Below are 17,003 nucleotides of genomic sequence, written 5' to 3' on the forward strand. Positions count from 1 at the left end.
CGTTTTTTCAGCGACTTGTTAGGCAATCGTTTGCCGTTATCGATAACAGGCGATCAGATATTGCGGCTCCTAGCGGTTCCCGAGCGACCTGTGGCGATCAGCTACGCTTGAACAAACTACTGAGATCGGGCGAGTATTGCGCGTGCAGCGGCAACAGCCCGGCCCCGATCGCTGCCGCCTCTCTGCCCAGGTTTCCAACCCGCAATTCGGGAGCGAAAAAATCAGGCGGGGCGTGGTCGGCGAGCTGGCGCCCCACCTCCGACACGATCCCGGTGAGTTCATCGACATCGAGCGATCCGTCGAGGATGACAGCCTCCAGATCCAAAAGGCTGTTGGCACCGGAAATGGCGAAGGCGAGCGCGTCGACGCATCGCTGCCGCCAGCGATCCAGTGCCATAGGCGTCGTCGCCCGATCGCGATCGTAGAGCGAGGCATGATGGATCAGGGAATCGCGTCTGCCCTCGACCATGACCGGCATCGACGCCAGCGCACCGGCGTTGCCATGGCGCCCCTGCACGACCTGCCCGCCAATCACCAGACCGCCGCCGACAAAGGTGCCGAGATTGATGCAAAGATAATTCTGCAGATCGACACCGGCCCCGCACAACAGATGCGCCAGCGTTGCGGCATTGCCGTCATTGTCGAAGAAGGTCGGCCCGTTCAGCCCGGCACACAGCCGGTCGGCAACGTCGCCCCGCCGCCATTCCTCTGCCTGATCCTCGGAAATGCCCAGTTCATCGCGCCATTCGCCGAGAAACCACGGCATCGCGATTCCGAACCCCATGAACAGGCCCGGATCGCCATCGGACGCGGCCAGCTGCTCGCGCACGAACCGGTCGATCCGCTCCAATGCCAGCGCGATCGTCGGAAACGCACCGGCGTCGCATTGCACCGCCTGCTGCTGCCCGTCGAAATCGAGCAGGACCAATGTCATCGCGTTGCGGCCGATCTCGACTCCGACCGTGTACCCCCGCGCGCCGTTGATGCGATAGATGGTTGCGGGCTGGCCCATGCCGCCGGTGCGTTTCTCGGCTTGGAACAACAGGCCGTCGTTTTCGAGTTCGTCGATGATCCGTACCACCGCCTGCGGCGACAGTCCGGTCACGCGCGCCAGTTCGGCCTTGGACGCACCGTTCAACCGGCGGATCGCCGACAGGATGAGCCGTTCGTTATACCGCCGCATCCCGCTCGCATTGGTGCCTTTGCGCGCCATGTGCATAGGGCTTTCCGCTCCCGCTCGATCATTGTCTTTCCGTCCGCCTTACACCGGATCGGACGGAAATCACCCTCGCTTCGACGGTTGCGCCTCGCCATGCAGCCTTACTGCGTCTGCACCTCCGCATCGGTCATCAGGTCGTGGCCGTCGAGCCACCGCACCACCTCTCGCGCGGCGGGATGGTCGATCGGCGCATAGCGGACGCGAAGCGTCGCGATACGGTCGCCCAGTCGATCGTGGCCGACGTCCTGCAACGCGATCAGATCCCCCTGCAGCATCCCGGCCAATTCCCGACCCAGCAACGCGGTGGCGACTTCGGCAAAGGCCGCGCCATAGGCATAGCCCTCGCCAAGCCTGTACAATAGCGGCAGCGTGAGCGCCGGAACGCAGCCCAGATGCGCCTGGATCGTCGGGTTGATCGCATGGCCGCTCAGCCATGGTGCGATCGCCGCCGACCGGCCGGTGAAGGCGCGCAGATGCAGATATCGCGACATGCGCGCCCCGTCGTTGACGGGGTAATTGTCCCAAAGGCACACCCGCCGGCCCAGCGCCTCGGCAACGCTCTGCAGATGCCCCACGCCAATCTCGCGCGCGCAAACCTCTTCGCCGGTCCAATAGACCTGCACCGCCGGATCGAGCATCCGTCCGAGATCGCCCAGATAGTCCGCCGGTCGCGCGCCGAACACGCGGTCGAGGACGGGATCGTCGGAGTAATAGGTGGGGCACATATAGACGCGCGTTGCGCGGGTGATCCCCGCACAGAAGTTGACGACCGCCGCCTGCCGCGCCGCCAGTTCGGGCAGGTCGCCGCGGAGGTCGTCGAACAGGATGGCGAGGTCGTCGATCCCAATCGCGTCGAGGTCGGCGATACGCCGCGTCAGGTCGGCGCGCACGGTGTCGTCGAAGGGATGGGTCGAGCCGACCGGGGTTAGCGCCATGCCGAACCGCATCCCCGCCGCGCGGACCTGTGCCGAGAGTTGTGCGAGCGCTTCGGTTTGCGCGGGGTCGTGGGCGATGCGCCAGCTACGGCGGAGCGCGGCGTCGGCCTTGGGGCCGTAATGATAGAAGCGGTAGCCGGCTGCGGCGAACGTTGCGACGACATGACCGCGTTCGTCCGGAGTCCAAAGGCGGCCGAAGCGGCCCTCGATCATGCCGATGTCGGGGAGAGGCAATGCTGGTTCGGTCATTCGACAACTAGATACCACTAGAGATAATGTGGCAAGTGGCCTTTCACTGGTTTTAACGGTAGGCTGATCGATGCAGCCTGTCTGCGCGCCCTATGGGACGCAACGAAATATCGACGTTCGACCGGCCATTCCGTTGGTTCAATTGCAGTGCCAGCACCGAATGATACGCTTGGCGAGCGTCTGCAATTGGTGAATCGTGGACTGTATCGTTGTGGATCGTGCTCGGTACGTTGCATTCGGGCAAACAAGCGAGACCCCGGATCAAGTCCGGGGTGACGATGAATCCTGATAATGGCCATCCGACTTTAGCCGCTAACAGTTCATCCAACAGATACCATATTGATACCACCCCTTTACAGAAACGCGACAGGTATACATACTCCCGTTTGGCCGCGACGCGCGGAGGGACATCGCCCGGAAGAGTCGGCGGTGCGAAACTGGGAGCAGAACATGGCATCATCGTTCCGGCATTCGACCGCGCTGGCGGCGCTGGCCATGGCACTGGTGCCGTTGCCCGGGGTGGCGATGGCGCAGACGGCCCCTGCCCCGACCGACAGCGCGACCGCCGCCGACGACGCGCAGGGTGACGGCGAGATCGTCGTGACCGGCACGCGCATCTCGACGCCGGGGCTGGTGTCGAGCAGCCCGGTCGCTTCGACCAGTGAACAGCAGATTCGCTTGCAGTCGGCGCTGACGATCGAGGATTTCTCGACCAAGCTGCCGCAGCTGTCGGGCGGTGTGCGACAGGGGTCGCAAGGCAGTGATGCGTTCGGCGCGCAGGTGCTGGAACTGCGCAATTTCGGGCAGAGCCGGTCGCTGGTACTGATCGATGGGACACGCGCCGCGCCGTTCAGCTTTCGCAACTCGGTCGACGTCAACGCCATCCCGGCCTCACTCATCAAGCGGGTCGACGTGCTGACCGGCGGTGCCGCCGCCGTGTACGGCGCGGATGCGGTCGCGGGCGTCGTGAACTTCATCCTGAACGACGAATTCGAAGGGGTGCGCGGGACCGCCGCCAGCCGCCTGTCGGTGCGGAGTGGCGCGCAATATGGTGGGTCGGTGATGCTGGGCCTCGGCGTCGGTGACCGTGGCAATCTGGTCTTTGCGGCCGACTACACCCAGCGTGACGGCATCCTCGCCCGCCAGCGCGACTGGGCGGCGACGCCGAACCAGACCATTCCCAGCGTCGGCGGCGTGTTCACAGATGTCGCGAGCGGCCGGCGGTTCGGCTTCACCGATGCCGGCGCGTTCACCACCGCACCATCGGCAACGTCGAACATTTCGGGCAGCTATCCGCTGGTATCGCCGCTGAAGCGCATCAACCTGGCCGCGCTGTACAAATATGAAATTACCCCGGCGGTCGAGATTTACGGCCGCGCGATGTTCACCAATGCCCGCACCGAAGAGACCGGCACCCCCGGTGCGCAGCCGGCCAGCGTCAGCCGCACGGTCGGCATCAACGCGGCCAACCCGTTCCTGACCGATGCGATCCGCAGCCAGCTGACCTTCGTGAACGGCGTGGCGCAGGTGAATGTCAGCCGCTCGCTGGCCGAGCTGGGGCTTATCACCTATCGCACCGAACGCGATACGTTGCAGCTGCAGTCGGGGCTGCGCGGGCCGCTGACGGGCGCGCTCCAGTGGAATATCTATGCCCAGTATGGCCGGTCGGTCGAAAATTCGCTGATCGGCGGCGACGGGCTGGTCGCGAATGCCAGCGGCGCCAACAACTTCGCGTCGATCGTCAACACGGTCGACATCTTCGGTCCCAACCGGCCGGGCATTGCCGCCGCATTGGGCAGCCCGATCAACGGGTTCAACCGCAAGCGCGACCAGTTCGTGACCGCCGCGACGGTCAGCGGGACGCTGGACGATATGTTCACCCTGCCCGCCGGCGCGATCGGCTTTGCGGCTGGTGTCGAATATCGGCGCGAGACGGCGAGCATCCAGCAGGATAGCGCGCTGCTGTCAGGCAACACCTATCGGCAGGGCGTGCAGGCGGCCTATACCGGCGCGTTCGACGTGAAGGAGCTGTACGGCGAGCTGCGCGTACCGCTGATCCACAACACGCCGTTCATCCGCCAGTTCGACATAGGCGGCGCCTATCGCCTGTCCGATTACGACCTGTTCGGCACGCACGGGACGTGGAAGGTCGAGGCGAACTGGGCAGTCGACCGCAATCTGCGGCTGCGTGGCACCTATCAGCGCGTACTGCGTACCCCAAATTTCGGGGAGTTCGCCGCCAGCACCTCGTCGCTGCCGTTCAGCAGCCTCGTGACGGTCGATCGATTGAAGCCGCGCTATGGCGGCGATCCGTGCGTCATCGGCACCGGCAACCGGGCGCAATGCGACCGGCTGGGCGCACCGGCGCAAGGATCGGCCAATTCGACCGCCGCCAATTACCTGACCGGCAACTATTTCTATGGCGGCAACCCGGATATCCAGCCCGAAACCGGCTTTACCAAGACGATCGGCGGCGTGCTGACCCCGACCTTCCTGCCGGGCCTCAACGCGACGGTCGACTGGTATGAACTGGACCTGCGCGGCGCGGTGGGCGTGATCCAGCCGATTGCGGCGATCACCAGCTGCTACATCACCAATCCGACGGCGGGCAATCCGCTGTGCAATCTGGTGACGCGCAACGCCAACGGAACGTTCAAGGATGCATTCGTCAACAACCAGAATCTCGGCCGGTTGCTCCAGCGCGGTCTGGACGTCGCGGCCAGCTATACGCTGCGCCCGGAATGGATGAACGGCGTCGGACTGCGGGCCAGCTATCAGGGCAATATCGTCACCTCCTACCTGATCCAGGCCAACCCGACGGTGACCGCGGTCCAGTGCAAGGGCACGTTCGGTGCAACCTGTTCGAGCGACGGCACGACATTGGTCCAGCCCGATTATCGTCACACTGCCGGCATGGGCATCCTGTTCGACCATGGCGTGATCCAGTTCGACTGGCAGCGGATCGGCGCGGTGAAGTCGAGCGCGGCCGGATCGACCGAGACGATCGGTGCGCAGGACACGTTCGACCTGTCGGCGTCGCGCGACTTCACGCCGGCGATCACGATGAGCGCGGGCGTCTACAACCTGCTCGACCGGCGTCCGCCGCGCGTGTCGGCGGGCGGGGTCTTCAACACCTTCCCCGACACCTATGACATTCTCGGCCGCACCATCGGGTTCACGCTGACGGCCAAGATGTAAGCGCGATGCATCTGCCCTTTTCGCTGGCCGACTGGCTGGTCATCGCCGCCTATCTGTTGCTGCTGATTGCCGGGGGGTGGATCTTCACCCCCCGCAACACCGCGTCGGCGCATGACTATTTCCTCGCCGGTGGCAATGTGCCGGCATGGCTGGCGGCGGTGTCGGTGCTGTCGGCGACGCAGTCCGCGGCGACGTTCCTCGGCGGGCCGGATTATGGCTATGGGGCGGACCTGACCTATCTGACCGGCAACCTTGGCGGGTTGCTGGGCGCGATGTTCGTCGCACATGTGATGATCCCGCGTTTCTACGCCATCCGCGCGACGACGGCGTATGAGCTGCTGACGATGCGCTTCGGCATCCGCGCGACCCGCTGGGCGGGCGGCATGTTCCTTGTCGGGCGTGTCTTTGCCGGAGGGGCGCGGGTGTATCTGGCGGCGATCGCGCTCGCCATGGTCATCACCGGATCGGTCGATGCGACAGGCATATTGATCGCCGCCGCGCTGCTGGTGGTGGCGAGCGTCTTGTTCACCTTTGTCGGTGGGCTGAAGTCGGTCCTGTGGAACGACCTGATCCAGTTCATCGTGTATCTGGGATCGGCAATCGCGGTGCTGGTGTTCCTGCGTCTGTCGATCCCGGCATCAAACGATGCGATCATCGACGCGCTGCGCAACGCACCGGGCGGAGTCGACAAGCTGAGGTTGTTCGACTTCTCGATCGACCTGTCGCGGCCTTTCTCGCTACTGGCGATCGTGACCGGTCTCACGCTCCTCTACATCGCCAATGCCGGGATGGACCAGGATACGACCCAGCGGCTGCTGGCGTGCAAGGATGCGAGGACCGGCGCCAAAGGTCTGTACCTCTCGGTATTCGCGACGATCCCGACGGTGGGGCTATTCATCGTCATCGGATTGTTACTCCATATCTTCTATAACCGGCCCGACCTGATGGGCGGTGCCGCTGCAACCGCCGGGCAGGCATTCGGGGGCGAGAAGATCAGCATCTTCATGCACTATATCCTGACCCAGCTACCGGGCGGTTTGCGCGGACTAGTGACGATCGGCATCTGCGCCGCCGCCGTCGCGACGACCAATTCGGCATTGAACGCCATGTCGTCGGTGCTGGTGCAGGATTTCTACCGCCCGTGGCGCGAGCGGCGGGGCGCGGTGGCGGAGCATCATTATGTAACCGCCGGCCGCGCGGGCATGGGGGTAATCGGCTTCGCCATGCTCGTGATGGCGATCGCCTCCTATTACTGGCAGCGGCATAGCAGCATGGGCCTGTTGGAGTTCGCGTTGCAGGTGATGGTGTTCACCTATGCCGGACTACTCGGCGTGTACTTCACCGCATTGTTCACTAAGCGCGGCACCACGAACTCGGTGGTCGCAGCGCTGCTGGTCGGCTTTGCGGTGATCGTGGTGCTGCAACCCGGCATCGCCCACGCGCTAAACCTGCCGGACGCGCTCACCGGCCTCGCCTTTCCCTTTCAGCTGTGCATCGGCACTTTCGTCGCGTTCCTCGTCTGCGCCGCTCCGGCGGGGGTGGCGGGGCGCGGCCAACCGGACGGACGTCACGCATGAACACCGAAACGCTGGACCCCCGCTATCAGGGCGTCGAACATTGGCCGACGCATTACGCGGTCGAAGCGATGCTAGAGGGACAGATGGCTGCCATCGCCGCGCTCCAGACGCAGACCGCCGCCCTTGCCGCCGCTGCCGACGCCGCCGCCAGGCGGCTGGAAACCGGCGGACGACTGGTCTTCGTCGGCGCGGGCACGTCGGGCCGGCTGGCGGTGCAGGACGGGACCGAACTACACCCGACCTTCGGCTGGCCGGCGGAGCGGATGCTGTTCCTGATGGCCGGCGGAGCCGATGCCCTCACCCGTGCACGGGAAGGCGCGGAGGACGATGCCGATGCCGCCCGTGCCGAGGTCGCCGCCGCCGCGATCGGTTCGCAGGACGTGATGATCGGCGTGGCGGCAAGCGGGCGTACCCCCTTCACCGTCGCCGCGATCAAGGCGGCACGGGCGGCAGGCGCGCTGACCATCGGCATTGCCAACAACCCCGCGACCCCGCTGACGCAAACTGCCGAGCATGTCGTCGTGGCCGCGACCGGCAGCGAGATCATCGCAGGATCGACTCGAATGAAGGCCGGCACCGCGCAAAAGGCGGCGCTGAACCTGCTGTCGACCTCGATCATGATCCGCCTCGGCCTGATCTATGACGGACGCATGGTCGCGATGCGGGTGTCGAACGCCAAGCTGCTGCGCCGAGCACGCGCGATGGTGCAGGACCTGACAGGGGTCGAACCGGATGCCGCCGCCGATGCGCTGGAACGCGGCGGCAACGACATTCGTCGGGCGGTGCTGATCGCGCGCGGACTGGAACCCGCTGCTGCGGCGGCGTTGCTCGACACGCATCACGGCCGGCTGGATGCCGCCATCGCGGCGGCCGAGTGATGCGCCAGATCGCGTGGCCCAGCGGCGACGAGGACACGCCGCTCTACCTCCAGCTCGCCCGGAGCCTGCGCGACCATATCAGCGACGGCGGCATCGGCCCGGGCGGTGCCCTCCCGTCCGAACGCGACCTGAGCGAGATGGCCGGCCTGTCGCGCGTGACGGTGCGCAAGGGCATTCAGCAGCTGATCGACGAAGGCATCGTCGTCCGCAAACAGGGGTCGGGCACCTTCGTCGCCCCCCGGATCGAAGCGCGGGGCAGCCGGCTGACCAGCTTCAGCGACGACGCCCGCCTGCGTGGCGAAGCGCCGGGCGTGGTGTGGATCTACAAGAGCTATGCCCTTCCGACCGAGGAGGAGGCCGCCGCGCTGGAGGTCGCGCCCGATACCCGCGTCGCGCGACTGGGGCGGGTGCGGCTGTCCGGAGGCGATCCGCTGGCGATCGAACATGCCGTCGTGCCGGCCGAGTTCATGCCCGACCTCGCCCGGCTGGAGGACTCCCTCTACGAAGCGCTGGAGGCACACGGCTTTCGCCCGGTGGGCGGGACGCAGCGGGTGCGCGCCTCGCTCGCCACTGCGACGGAAGCCGGCATATTGTCGATCGAGCAACAGTCGGAGGTACTGCGCATCGAACGTTGCACCCGCCTGTCCGACGGGCGGGTCGTCGAGTTCACCCGCTCGGTCTATCGCGGCGATCGCTATGAGTTCGTGACCGAGCTGAACGAGGTCTAGAGCCGACCTGCATTTCGCTCTCCGGACAACCGCTCCACGCCCACCGTCGCTCCCGCGTAGGCAGAGATGACGATGGGTGCTGAATGTCGATCGTTGCCAGGCTCCAGGCTCCCCAATCGGTCGATGGCGCGCTAGGCTGACGCGATGCAGCGTCTGACCATCGCGATTGCCGGATGCGGTCCGGCCGGCCTTGCCACCGCGCTGCTGCTCCATCGTGACGGCCACCATGTCACCCTGTTCGACCGGTTCGATGCGCCGCGCCCGGTGGGATCGGGGCTGATGATCCAGCCCACCGGCTTTGCGGTCCTGCGCGAGCTGGGGCTGGGCGATCCGCTGCTCGCCCATGGCGCGCGGATCGATCGGCTGCATGGCGAGGCCGGCAGTACCGGGCGGGTGGTGCTGGACGTGCGCTACTCTGCGCTCGGCAAGCGTGCCGGGTTCGGGGTCGGGGTCCATCGCGCCGCGCTGTTCGCGCTGTTGCACGATGCGGTCGCGGCCGAAGCCATTGCCGTCGAAACCGGCTGTGCCGTGATCGGCAGCGAGCCGTCCACTGCCGACCGTCGCACGCTGTTGCTCGACGGCGGACGCCGCATCGGGCCGTTCGACCTGATCATCGACGCACTCGGTACCCGCGCCCCGCTCGCGCCGCCCTGCGGCCGTGCGCTTGCCTATGGCGCGCTTTGGGGCACGCTCGACTGGCCCGACGAGTCCGGATTCGACCCCGCCGCGCTGGAGCAACGCTATCGCCGGGCGAGCGTGATGGTTGGCGTGCTGCCGGTGGGGCGCTTCCCCGGCGGGCAGCGGCGACAGGCGGCCCTGTTCTGGTCGTTGCGCGCCGACCGGCTGGACGCGTGGAAAGCGGCCGGCGTCGACGCATAGAAGGCGGAGGTGGCTGCGCTATGGCCAGCGACGCAGCCGCTGCTCGACCAGATCCACTCGGCTGAGCAACTGACCTTCGCCCGCTATGCCCATCGCACGCTGCGCACCCCGGCAGAGACAGGCATGATCCATATCGGCGACGCTTGGCATTCGGCCAGCCCGCAATTGGGCCAGGGGGCCAATATGGCGCTGCTTGACGCGTGGGCACTGGCGCAGGCGCTGCGGCAGGCACCGGACGTTGCGACCGCGCTGGCTCGCGCGGTCGCGATGCGGCGGCGACATGTCCGTCTCTATCAAAGCCTGACCGCGCTGTTCACGCCGGTCTATCAATCCGACAGCCGTCTCCTGCCGTTCTTCCGCGACCGGATCGTCGGACCGCTGTCGATGCTGTGGCCGGCGACCCGCATCCAAGCGGCGATGGTCAGCGGCCTGATCGGCAATCCGTTGCGGCCGCTGTCCCTTGCCGGGACCTAGCGCCCGCGCCCGTCCCCGCCTATCGTCGCGGGCATGACGACACCAAAGATGCGTTTCGAGGGAACCGAGGAATATGTCGCGACCGACGACCTGAAGGTCGCGGTCAACGCGGCGGTCACCCTGCGCCGGCCGCTGCTGGTGAAGGGCGAACCCGGCACCGGCAAGACGGTTCTAGCGCAGGAGATCGCGCGCGCGGTCGGCGCGCCGCTGATCGAATGGAATGTGAAATCGACGACCCGCGCCCAGCAGGGACTGTACGAATATGACGCAGTGGCGCGGCTGCGCGACGGGCAGCTCGGCGACCCGCGCGTCCACGACATCGCCAACTATATCCGCCGGGGCAAATTATGGGAGGCGTTCGTCAGCCCGACCCTGCCGGTCCTGCTGATCGACGAGATCGACAAGGCGGATATCGAATTCCCCAACGACCTGCTCCACGAACTCGATCGCATGGCGTTCGACGTGTACGAAACCGGCGAACGGGTGACCGCGCGCGAACGGCCGATCGTGGTCATCACGTCGAACAACGAAAAGGAACTGCCCGACGCGTTCCTGCGCCGCTGCTTCTTCCACTATATCCGCTTCCCCGACCGCGAGACGATGCAGGCGATCCTCGACGTGCATTTTCCGGGGATACAGCGACTGCTGGTCAACCGCGCACTCGACCTGTTCTTTGCCGTCCGCGACACGCCGGGCCTCAAGAAGAAGCCGTCGACCAGCGAACTGATCGACTGGCTGAAACTGCTGCTGCACGATGACATGCCGCTGGACGTGCTGGCTTCGCACGATCCGAGCAAGGCGATCCCCCCGCTTCATGGCGCGCTGCTGAAGAACGAGGCCGATGTGATGCTGTTCGAACGTCTCGCCTTTCTCCACCGGCGCACGGGCGGCTGATCGCGACAGGACGTTGCGAAGAGTCGACGGATCGTGGCGCCAACCCTTTGTTAACCATGACCGCCAACCGAACGGTGACCAAATCGACCGCACTATCGCGGCCATGTTCGGTTCGCTTGTCCGGGGCCTGTTGCTCCTCGTCTTCGCCGGTGCCGCCAGCTTCCCGCTCGGGGCGCGTTCGTTGCTCGATTATGTCGGGCAATGCGTACCCTTCGCGCGCGAGGCGTCGGGGGTCGAGATATACGGCGATGCCTGGACCTGGTGGGACCAGGCCGAGGGCCGCTACCCGCGCGGCCATACCCCGCGCGTCGGTGCGGTGCTGACCTTCGCCAAGACGTCCCGCCTGCCCTTCGGCCACGTCCTCGTCATCAGCCGGGTGGTCGAACCGCGTGTGGCGATGGTGACCCATGCCAACTGGTCGCGGATCAACGGCGTGCGCGGCGGGGTCGAACAGGACGTGACCGTGTTCGACGTGTCGGCCAAGGGCGACTGGACGCAGGTGAAGGTCTGGTACCGTGATTCGCAGGGACTGGGCAGCTCGGTCTATCCGACTCATGGCTTCATCTACGGCCCTCGCCCCGCAACCGAACTCAGCAGCGCGACTCCCGACTATGTCGGATCGCTGATCGACGCCTACGCCCGTTGAGGGGCGTGACGGTCGCCCGTTTTCCGGGCTAGACCCGCGGCCCATGGGGTGGGCATGACGCGGGGACATTGGGGCTGGATCGCCGGCATGACGCTGGCCGGGCTGCTGCTGCGCTGCCTCGCGGCACGTGGCGGGCTATGGCTGGACGAGGCATGGTCTGCGGTCTTCGCGCAGGAGGTCGCAACGCCGGCGGGCGTGTTGTTCGCGATCAACCACGACAATAACCACCATCTCAATACGCTCTGGCTGCAACTGGTGGGGCCGGACGCACCGCCCATGATCCAGCGCGCGCTGTCGATCGTCAGCGGGACGGCGACCATCCCGGTCGCCGCAGTTGTCGCCGCGCGACGCGGACCGGCCCCGGCGATCCTCGCCGCTATCGCCTTCTCCCTTGCCCCGTTCCTGCTGACCTATGGTGCGGAGGCGCGGGGCTATGCCCCGATGCTGTTCGCCCTGGTGTGCGCCATCGCCATCGCCGACCACTGGCTGGGCGATCCCGCAACGCGCAAGCCGGCGACCGCGCTGGCGATTGCCGCCTTGGTCGGTTGCCTTGCGCAGGCGACGATGCTGTTCGGCCTGTCGATCCTCGCCCTCTGGGTTGCGGCCGAACGGGTTCGCCGATCGGGATGGCGACGCGGCCTGACCGATACCGTCGCGCTGTTGGCGCCGGCTGCAATGGTGGCCGTACTGCTGGTCGCGCTCGGATGGTGGGCAGCGACCGCCGGCGGGGGATTCCACATCGGCAATCGGGAGCCGCACGACTGGGCCAAATGGCTGACCGCGATGGCGCAGCTGGTCGACGGCATGGCCGGCCCGGTAATCGTCCTGTTCCTGCTCGTCCCGGCCCTTTGGAACATACGCGAACGATTGACGCTGCTGGCGGCGATCGCCTGCGCACTGCCCCTCCTGTTTGCAGCGCTGGCGATGCCGAACAGCGGCGCGGCGCGCTACTATGCCGTCGTCGTACCCCCGGTGCTACTGTTCGTGGCGACAACCCTGCCGCTGGCCTGGCAACGGCCGCGCGCCCGTTTCGTGGCGAGCGCTGTTGCGGTCGTCTTCGTGGTAAACGCCGCAATCCATGACAGCGCCCTGATCCGCAACCGGCGCGGCGATCCCGGCCGGGCAGTCGCGACGCTCGCCCGCATCAGCCCCCGCGGGGCGGTCGTATCGCTCGACTATGCCCGGTCCAGCGCGATCCTGACCGCCGCCGCCCAGTCGCAGCATTATCCGCTCACCCTTGCCGAAACCCCCTGCCTGCCTGCACGCTTCCATTTCGTCGAACGCGACGGCGACGCCGCCTTTCCGGCAGAACCCCGCTGGTGCGGCAGGGCGTATCGGGAAGTCGCACGCGGCGACCCTGCCGGGCTGTCGGGAACGCACTGGCGCCTGTACGCAGCCCTGCGCTAACCTCCCGCTCATGTTTCATTCGTTCGTCGAAGCGCTGCGTCGCACCGGCCTGTCGGTCGGCATCCGCGAACATCTCGTCCTGATCGACGCGATCGACCGGGGCGTCATCGACCCGACGCTCGACGCCTTCTACCACCTCGCTCGCGCGACCTTCGTCAAGGACGAGGCGATGGTCGACCGGTTCGACCGCGCTTTTGGCGAGGTGTTCGGCGGCATCACGGCCCCGGCCGGCGTCGATCCGGTCGCAATTCCCACCGACTGGCTGCGCGCCGTTGCCGAACGCTATCTGACGCCCGAACAAATGGCGGCGATCGACCCGACCGGCGACTGGGACGCGTTGATGGAGAAACTGCGTCAGCGGCTGGCCGAGCAGGACTCGGCACATCATGGCGGATCGAAATGGATCGGGACCGGTGGGACCAGCCCGTTCGGCCACGGCGGCTACAACCCCGAAGGCATCCGCATCGGCGGCGAAAGCCGCCATCGCCGCGCGGTAAAGGTCTGGGAGAAGCGCGAGTTTCGCAATCTCGACCAGGACCGCGAACTCGGTACTCGCAATCTCAAGGTCGCGTTGCGCCGCCTGCGCCGCTTCGCCCGCGAAGGGCTGGCCGACGAACTAGACCTCGACGCGACCATCGCCGACACCGCGCGACGCGGCTGGCTCGACGTCGCGATGCGGCCGGCGCGGCGCAATGCGGTGAAGCTGTTGCTGTTCCTCGATGTCGGCGGTTCGATGGACCCGTTCGTCGAACAGGTGGAGGAACTGTTCTCGGCCGCTACCGCCGAATTCCGTCACCTCGAATTCTTCTATTTCCACAACTGCATCTACGAAGGGGTTTGGCGCGACAATCGCCGCCGCTTCGCCGAGCAGATCCAGACGACCGATCTGCTGCGGACCTATGGCCCCGACTATCGCGTGGTGGTCGTCGGCGATGCGGCGATGAGCCCCTATGAGATCGTCCAGCCCGGCGGATCGGTCGAGCATCATAACGAAGAGGCGGGCGCGGTCTGGCTGCAACGGCTGACTGCGCAATGGCGGTCGGCCGTCTGGATCAATCCGGCACCGCAGGCGCGTTGGGAATGGACCCATTCGACCCGCCTCATCCGCGACCTGCTGGCCGACCGCATGTATCCGCTGACGCTCGAAGGACTCGAATCGGCGATCCGCGAGTTATCGCGCCGCCGTTGATCAGAGGCGATCGATCGCCCGGTGCAGGCGCCTGAGCGTCGCCGGGTCGCCGACCGGGGCCAGCGCCGCCTCCGACGCCAGCGTCATCAACCGGACTGCCCCGAAACTGGCGGCAAGTCCTTTCAGGCGGAATGCCGCCCCGGCCCATTGCTCGCCGGTCGCGCTTTCCATCACGGTCAGCACGCGGCGCGCGCTGTCGATGAACGCCCCGCGCAGCTCGGCGATCAGCTGCGGCTCGTCGCCAACTGCCGCCGCCAATGCCGCATCGATCGCACCGGGATCATAAGCCATGCCACCCGAATAGCGTGAACGGGGTTAACCGTTCGTTACGCGACTGTCGCTCCCGTTCCGATCGTGTTAGACCCCGGCCATGAACGGGGGTTCGATCACCGGGCTGCATCAGCATCGCCACGACGCCGACGACGGGTTCACGGCGCGCGACGCCGTATTCGACGACACGCAACACTGGTTGGCGGAGGCCTTCCCCGAAGCCGAACCCATACGCCGCAACTGGATCGGCCCTACCCTTGCCGGCATGGCCGTCCTCGTGTGGATCGGCGGGATGATCGCATGGAGCGCCCCCTCCCTGCCGGCACTCGGCCCGGTCGGCATCACGTCGTTCATCGCCGCGCTGTGCGTGCCGCCGATACTGCTAGGCATCGGATGGCTGTTGCTGCGCCGGACGAGCCGCGGCGAGGCGCGCCGCTTCGCCGCCACCGCGCAATCGATGCGGGCGGAGGCGTTCGCGCTGGAACAGGTACTGGAATCGGTCCGGCGGACACTCGCCGAATCGCGCGCCGAAGTAGTGGAACAGAGCGCGTCGTTGATGCTGCTGGGCGATGCCGCGACCGACCGGCTGCGCGGGATCAGCGCCGACATGCGACAACAGATCGCCGCGATCGGCGAAACCACCGCCGCGCTCGACCGGATGAGCCAGACCACCGAACAGCGTCTGTCGACGGTCCTCGCCACCCTGCCCCGGGCCCATGCCGAAACGGCTGAGCTGGCGGCGCTGCTCGACGCGACCGGCCTGACCGCCAGCGAACGGGTCGCAGCACTCGACGCGCAATTGGCCGGCGTCGCGCAGCGCTCGCACGAGGCCGACGACCTGGCCGGTGGCGCCGCCCAGCGGCTGGCGGCGCACATGAACCGCATGGAAGCGACCAGCGAAAGTGCGGGCGCCCGGCTGGAAAGCGTCATCGCCAGCATGTCCGGTGCGATCGACGCCGTGCTGGAGCGCGCCGCCGCCGCGATCGACGAATCGCGCAAGGCGATCACCGCGCAGGGTGACGCAACCATCGCCATGATCGAAGCGAACGGTTCTGCAATCGAGCGTGCCGGCCGCGAGGGCGCGGAGTTGCTCGCCACCCGCGTCGCCGAGATCGACGGATCGATCCGCAGCCTCGCCGCGCAGCTCGACGAACGCCGCCGCGATAGCGAAGCGCTGCTTGCCCTGCTCAACGACGGATTGTCCGGGGTCGACGACCGTTTCGACCGGTTGCGGGTTACAGGCGTCGAACGCGCGCAGGCGGTGGCCGGGTCGGTCGGCGCACTGACGCAGGTCGCCGACGCGCTGGCCGAGGCGCTCGCCAATGGCGATGATACCGCGCGCCGGGTGATCGCGACCGCCGAAGAGGTGCTGACCGCGCTGGATTCCGCCGCACGCGAAATGGATGAGACACTGCCAGGCGCGCTCGACCGGCTCGACGCCCGGATCGCCGACAGCCGCGCCGTGGTTGCGGGATCGAAGCCCGAATTGCTGGCGCTGGTCACCGCCGCAGAAAGCACCCATGACGCGATCGAGGCGATTGCCGGGGTGGTCGCGATGCAGCGCGATACGCTGTCGACGGTGCAGCAGTCGCTGCTCGATACGCTCGACCGAGGGGCCGAACGGATCGAGGGCGTGCGCACCATCGTCGACGATACCATCGCCACCACCGTCCGCTTCGCCGAAGATGCCGCACCGCGCCTGTCGGAGGCGATGCTGCGTATCCGCGACACGGCGGAAGCCGCCAGTCAGCAGGCGCGCGACACGCTGGCCAAGGTTCTTCCCGACGCCGCCCGCGACCTCGAGACGCAGGGCGCCCGCGCGCTGGCCAACGCGGTAGACAATGCCGTGACGTCGCAGGTCGCCGAACTGTCGGCCATCGCCAATCATGCGGTCGCCTCCGCGATCGAGGCATCGGAACGGCTGTCGCGCCAGATGCTCGACATCGCCGACACCAGCAAGCAACTGGACGACCGCATCGCCGCAGCGCGGGCGGAACGTGAGGCAGCGGACAGCGATCAGTTCTCACGCCGCGTTTCGCTACTGATAGAGGCAATGAACTCCGCCGCGATCGACATCGCCCGGTCGCTGTCGACCGACGTATCGGACACGGCCTGGGCAGCCTATCTCAAGGGCGATCGGGGCGTTTTCACCCGCCGTGCCGTCCGGCTGATCGACGGCGCGCAGGCCCGCGACATCGCGCTGCTATACGATCAGGATGACGGCTTCCGCGACCAGGTCAACCGCTACATCCATGATTTCGAAGCGATGCTGCGCCACATCCTGACGCTCCGCGACGGATCGCCGATGGGCGTGACGTTGCTGTCGTCGGATATGGGCAAGCTGTACGTGGTGCTCGCGCAGGCGATCGAGCGGTTGCGCAGCTAAGCCAATCCCAAAGCCCTAGCGTTCGGTTCAAGCAGCTTCGAGCCTGTCGAGAAGCGTCCTTCGAGAAGCTTATC

At 66.7% G+C, this 17,003-nt stretch carries 14 protein-coding genes; 11 read left to right on the forward strand and 3 right to left on the reverse strand.

Features of this window, described 5'->3' with window-relative positions:
- Positions 1–97: 97 nt before the first annotated feature.
- Together MF609_RS05745 and MF609_RS05750 are read right to left on the reverse strand one after the other, a co-directional pair.
- Positions 98–1,213 (reverse strand): ROK family transcriptional regulator, encoded by a 1,116-nt coding sequence (locus tag MF609_RS05745; protein WP_242415342.1) that lies wholly within the window; start codon positions 1,211–1,213, stop codon positions 98–100.
- Positions 1,214–1,320: 107 nt separating this feature from the next.
- Positions 1,321–2,403 (reverse strand): beta-N-acetylglucosaminidase domain-containing protein, encoded by a 1,083-nt coding sequence (locus tag MF609_RS05750; RefSeq protein ID WP_242415343.1) that lies wholly within the window; start codon positions 2,401–2,403, stop codon positions 1,321–1,323.
- A gap of 450 nt (positions 2,404–2,853) precedes the next feature.
- Here MF609_RS05750 and MF609_RS05755 point away from each other — a divergent pair, with 450 nt between their 5' ends.
- The 10 genes from MF609_RS05755 (at position 2,854) to MF609_RS05800 (ending at position 14,273) form a co-directional block, all read left to right on the forward strand.
- Positions 2,854–5,601 (forward strand): TonB-dependent receptor plug domain-containing protein, encoded by a 2,748-nt coding sequence (locus tag MF609_RS05755; protein ID WP_242415344.1) that lies wholly within the window; start codon positions 2,854–2,856, stop codon positions 5,599–5,601.
- A gap of 5 nt (positions 5,602–5,606) precedes the next feature.
- On the forward strand, positions 5,607–7,178 hold the full coding sequence (locus MF609_RS05760) for a sodium:solute symporter family transporter (RefSeq protein WP_242415345.1): 1,572 nt from the start codon (positions 5,607–5,609) through the stop codon (positions 7,176–7,178).
- Positions 7,175–8,056, forward strand: a complete 882-nt coding sequence (locus tag MF609_RS05765) for an N-acetylmuramic acid 6-phosphate etherase (protein ID WP_242415346.1) — start codon at positions 7,175–7,177, stop codon at positions 8,054–8,056. The genes MF609_RS05760 and MF609_RS05765 overlap by 4 nt, the downstream gene beginning before the upstream one ends.
- Positions 8,056–8,784, forward strand: coding sequence for a GntR family transcriptional regulator (locus MF609_RS05770; protein WP_242415347.1), 729 nt, complete (start codon positions 8,056–8,058; stop codon positions 8,782–8,784). Before MF609_RS05765 ends, MF609_RS05770 begins: the two co-directional genes overlap by 1 nt.
- Positions 8,785–8,928: 144 nt before the next feature.
- The gene (locus MF609_RS05775) at positions 8,929–9,663 is read left to right on the forward strand and encodes an FAD-dependent oxidoreductase (protein ID WP_242415348.1); all 735 of its coding nucleotides are present in this window, start codon (positions 8,929–8,931) and stop codon (positions 9,661–9,663) included.
- A 9-nt stretch (positions 9,664–9,672) separates the two neighbouring features.
- Positions 9,673–10,137 carry an FAD-dependent oxidoreductase gene (locus MF609_RS05780; RefSeq protein WP_242415349.1) on the forward strand — a complete coding sequence of 155 codons (465 nt, stop codon included), beginning with the start codon at positions 9,673–9,675 and terminating at the stop codon, positions 10,135–10,137.
- Between the two features lie 48 nt (positions 10,138–10,185).
- The gene (locus tag MF609_RS05785) at positions 10,186–11,031 is read left to right on the forward strand and encodes an AAA family ATPase (protein ID WP_242415611.1); all 846 of its coding nucleotides are present in this window, start codon (positions 10,186–10,188) and stop codon (positions 11,029–11,031) included.
- A gap of 103 nt (positions 11,032–11,134) precedes the next feature.
- The gene (locus MF609_RS05790; RefSeq protein ID WP_242415350.1) at positions 11,135–11,677 is read left to right on the forward strand and encodes a CHAP domain-containing protein; all 543 of its coding nucleotides are present in this window, start codon (positions 11,135–11,137) and stop codon (positions 11,675–11,677) included.
- Positions 11,678–11,731: 54 nt separating this feature from the next.
- Positions 11,732–13,084, forward strand: coding sequence for a hypothetical protein (locus tag MF609_RS05795; RefSeq protein ID WP_242415351.1), 1,353 nt, complete (start codon positions 11,732–11,734; stop codon positions 13,082–13,084).
- Between the two features lie 10 nt (positions 13,085–13,094).
- Positions 13,095–14,273, forward strand: coding sequence for a vWA domain-containing protein (locus MF609_RS05800; RefSeq protein WP_242415352.1), 1,179 nt, complete (start codon positions 13,095–13,097; stop codon positions 14,271–14,273).
- On the opposite strand, the gene MF609_RS05805 is transcribed toward MF609_RS05800, so the two are convergent.
- Positions 14,274–14,564, reverse strand: a complete 291-nt coding sequence (locus tag MF609_RS05805; RefSeq protein ID WP_242415353.1) for an Hpt domain-containing protein — start codon at positions 14,562–14,564, stop codon at positions 14,274–14,276.
- Between the two features lie 79 nt (positions 14,565–14,643).
- Here MF609_RS05805 and MF609_RS05810 point away from each other — a divergent pair, with 79 nt between their 5' ends.
- Positions 14,644–16,929: a coiled-coil domain-containing protein gene (locus MF609_RS05810; RefSeq protein WP_242415354.1), complete on the forward strand. Its 2,286-nt coding sequence runs from the start codon at positions 14,644–14,646 to the stop codon at positions 16,927–16,929.
- The last annotated feature ends 74 nt before the right edge of the window (positions 16,930–17,003 follow it).

Origin of the sequence: Sphingomonas panni (assembly GCF_022664435.1) — a bacterium.
GTDB classification, from domain to species: Bacteria; Pseudomonadota; Alphaproteobacteria; order Sphingomonadales; family Sphingomonadaceae; genus Sphingomonas; species Sphingomonas panni.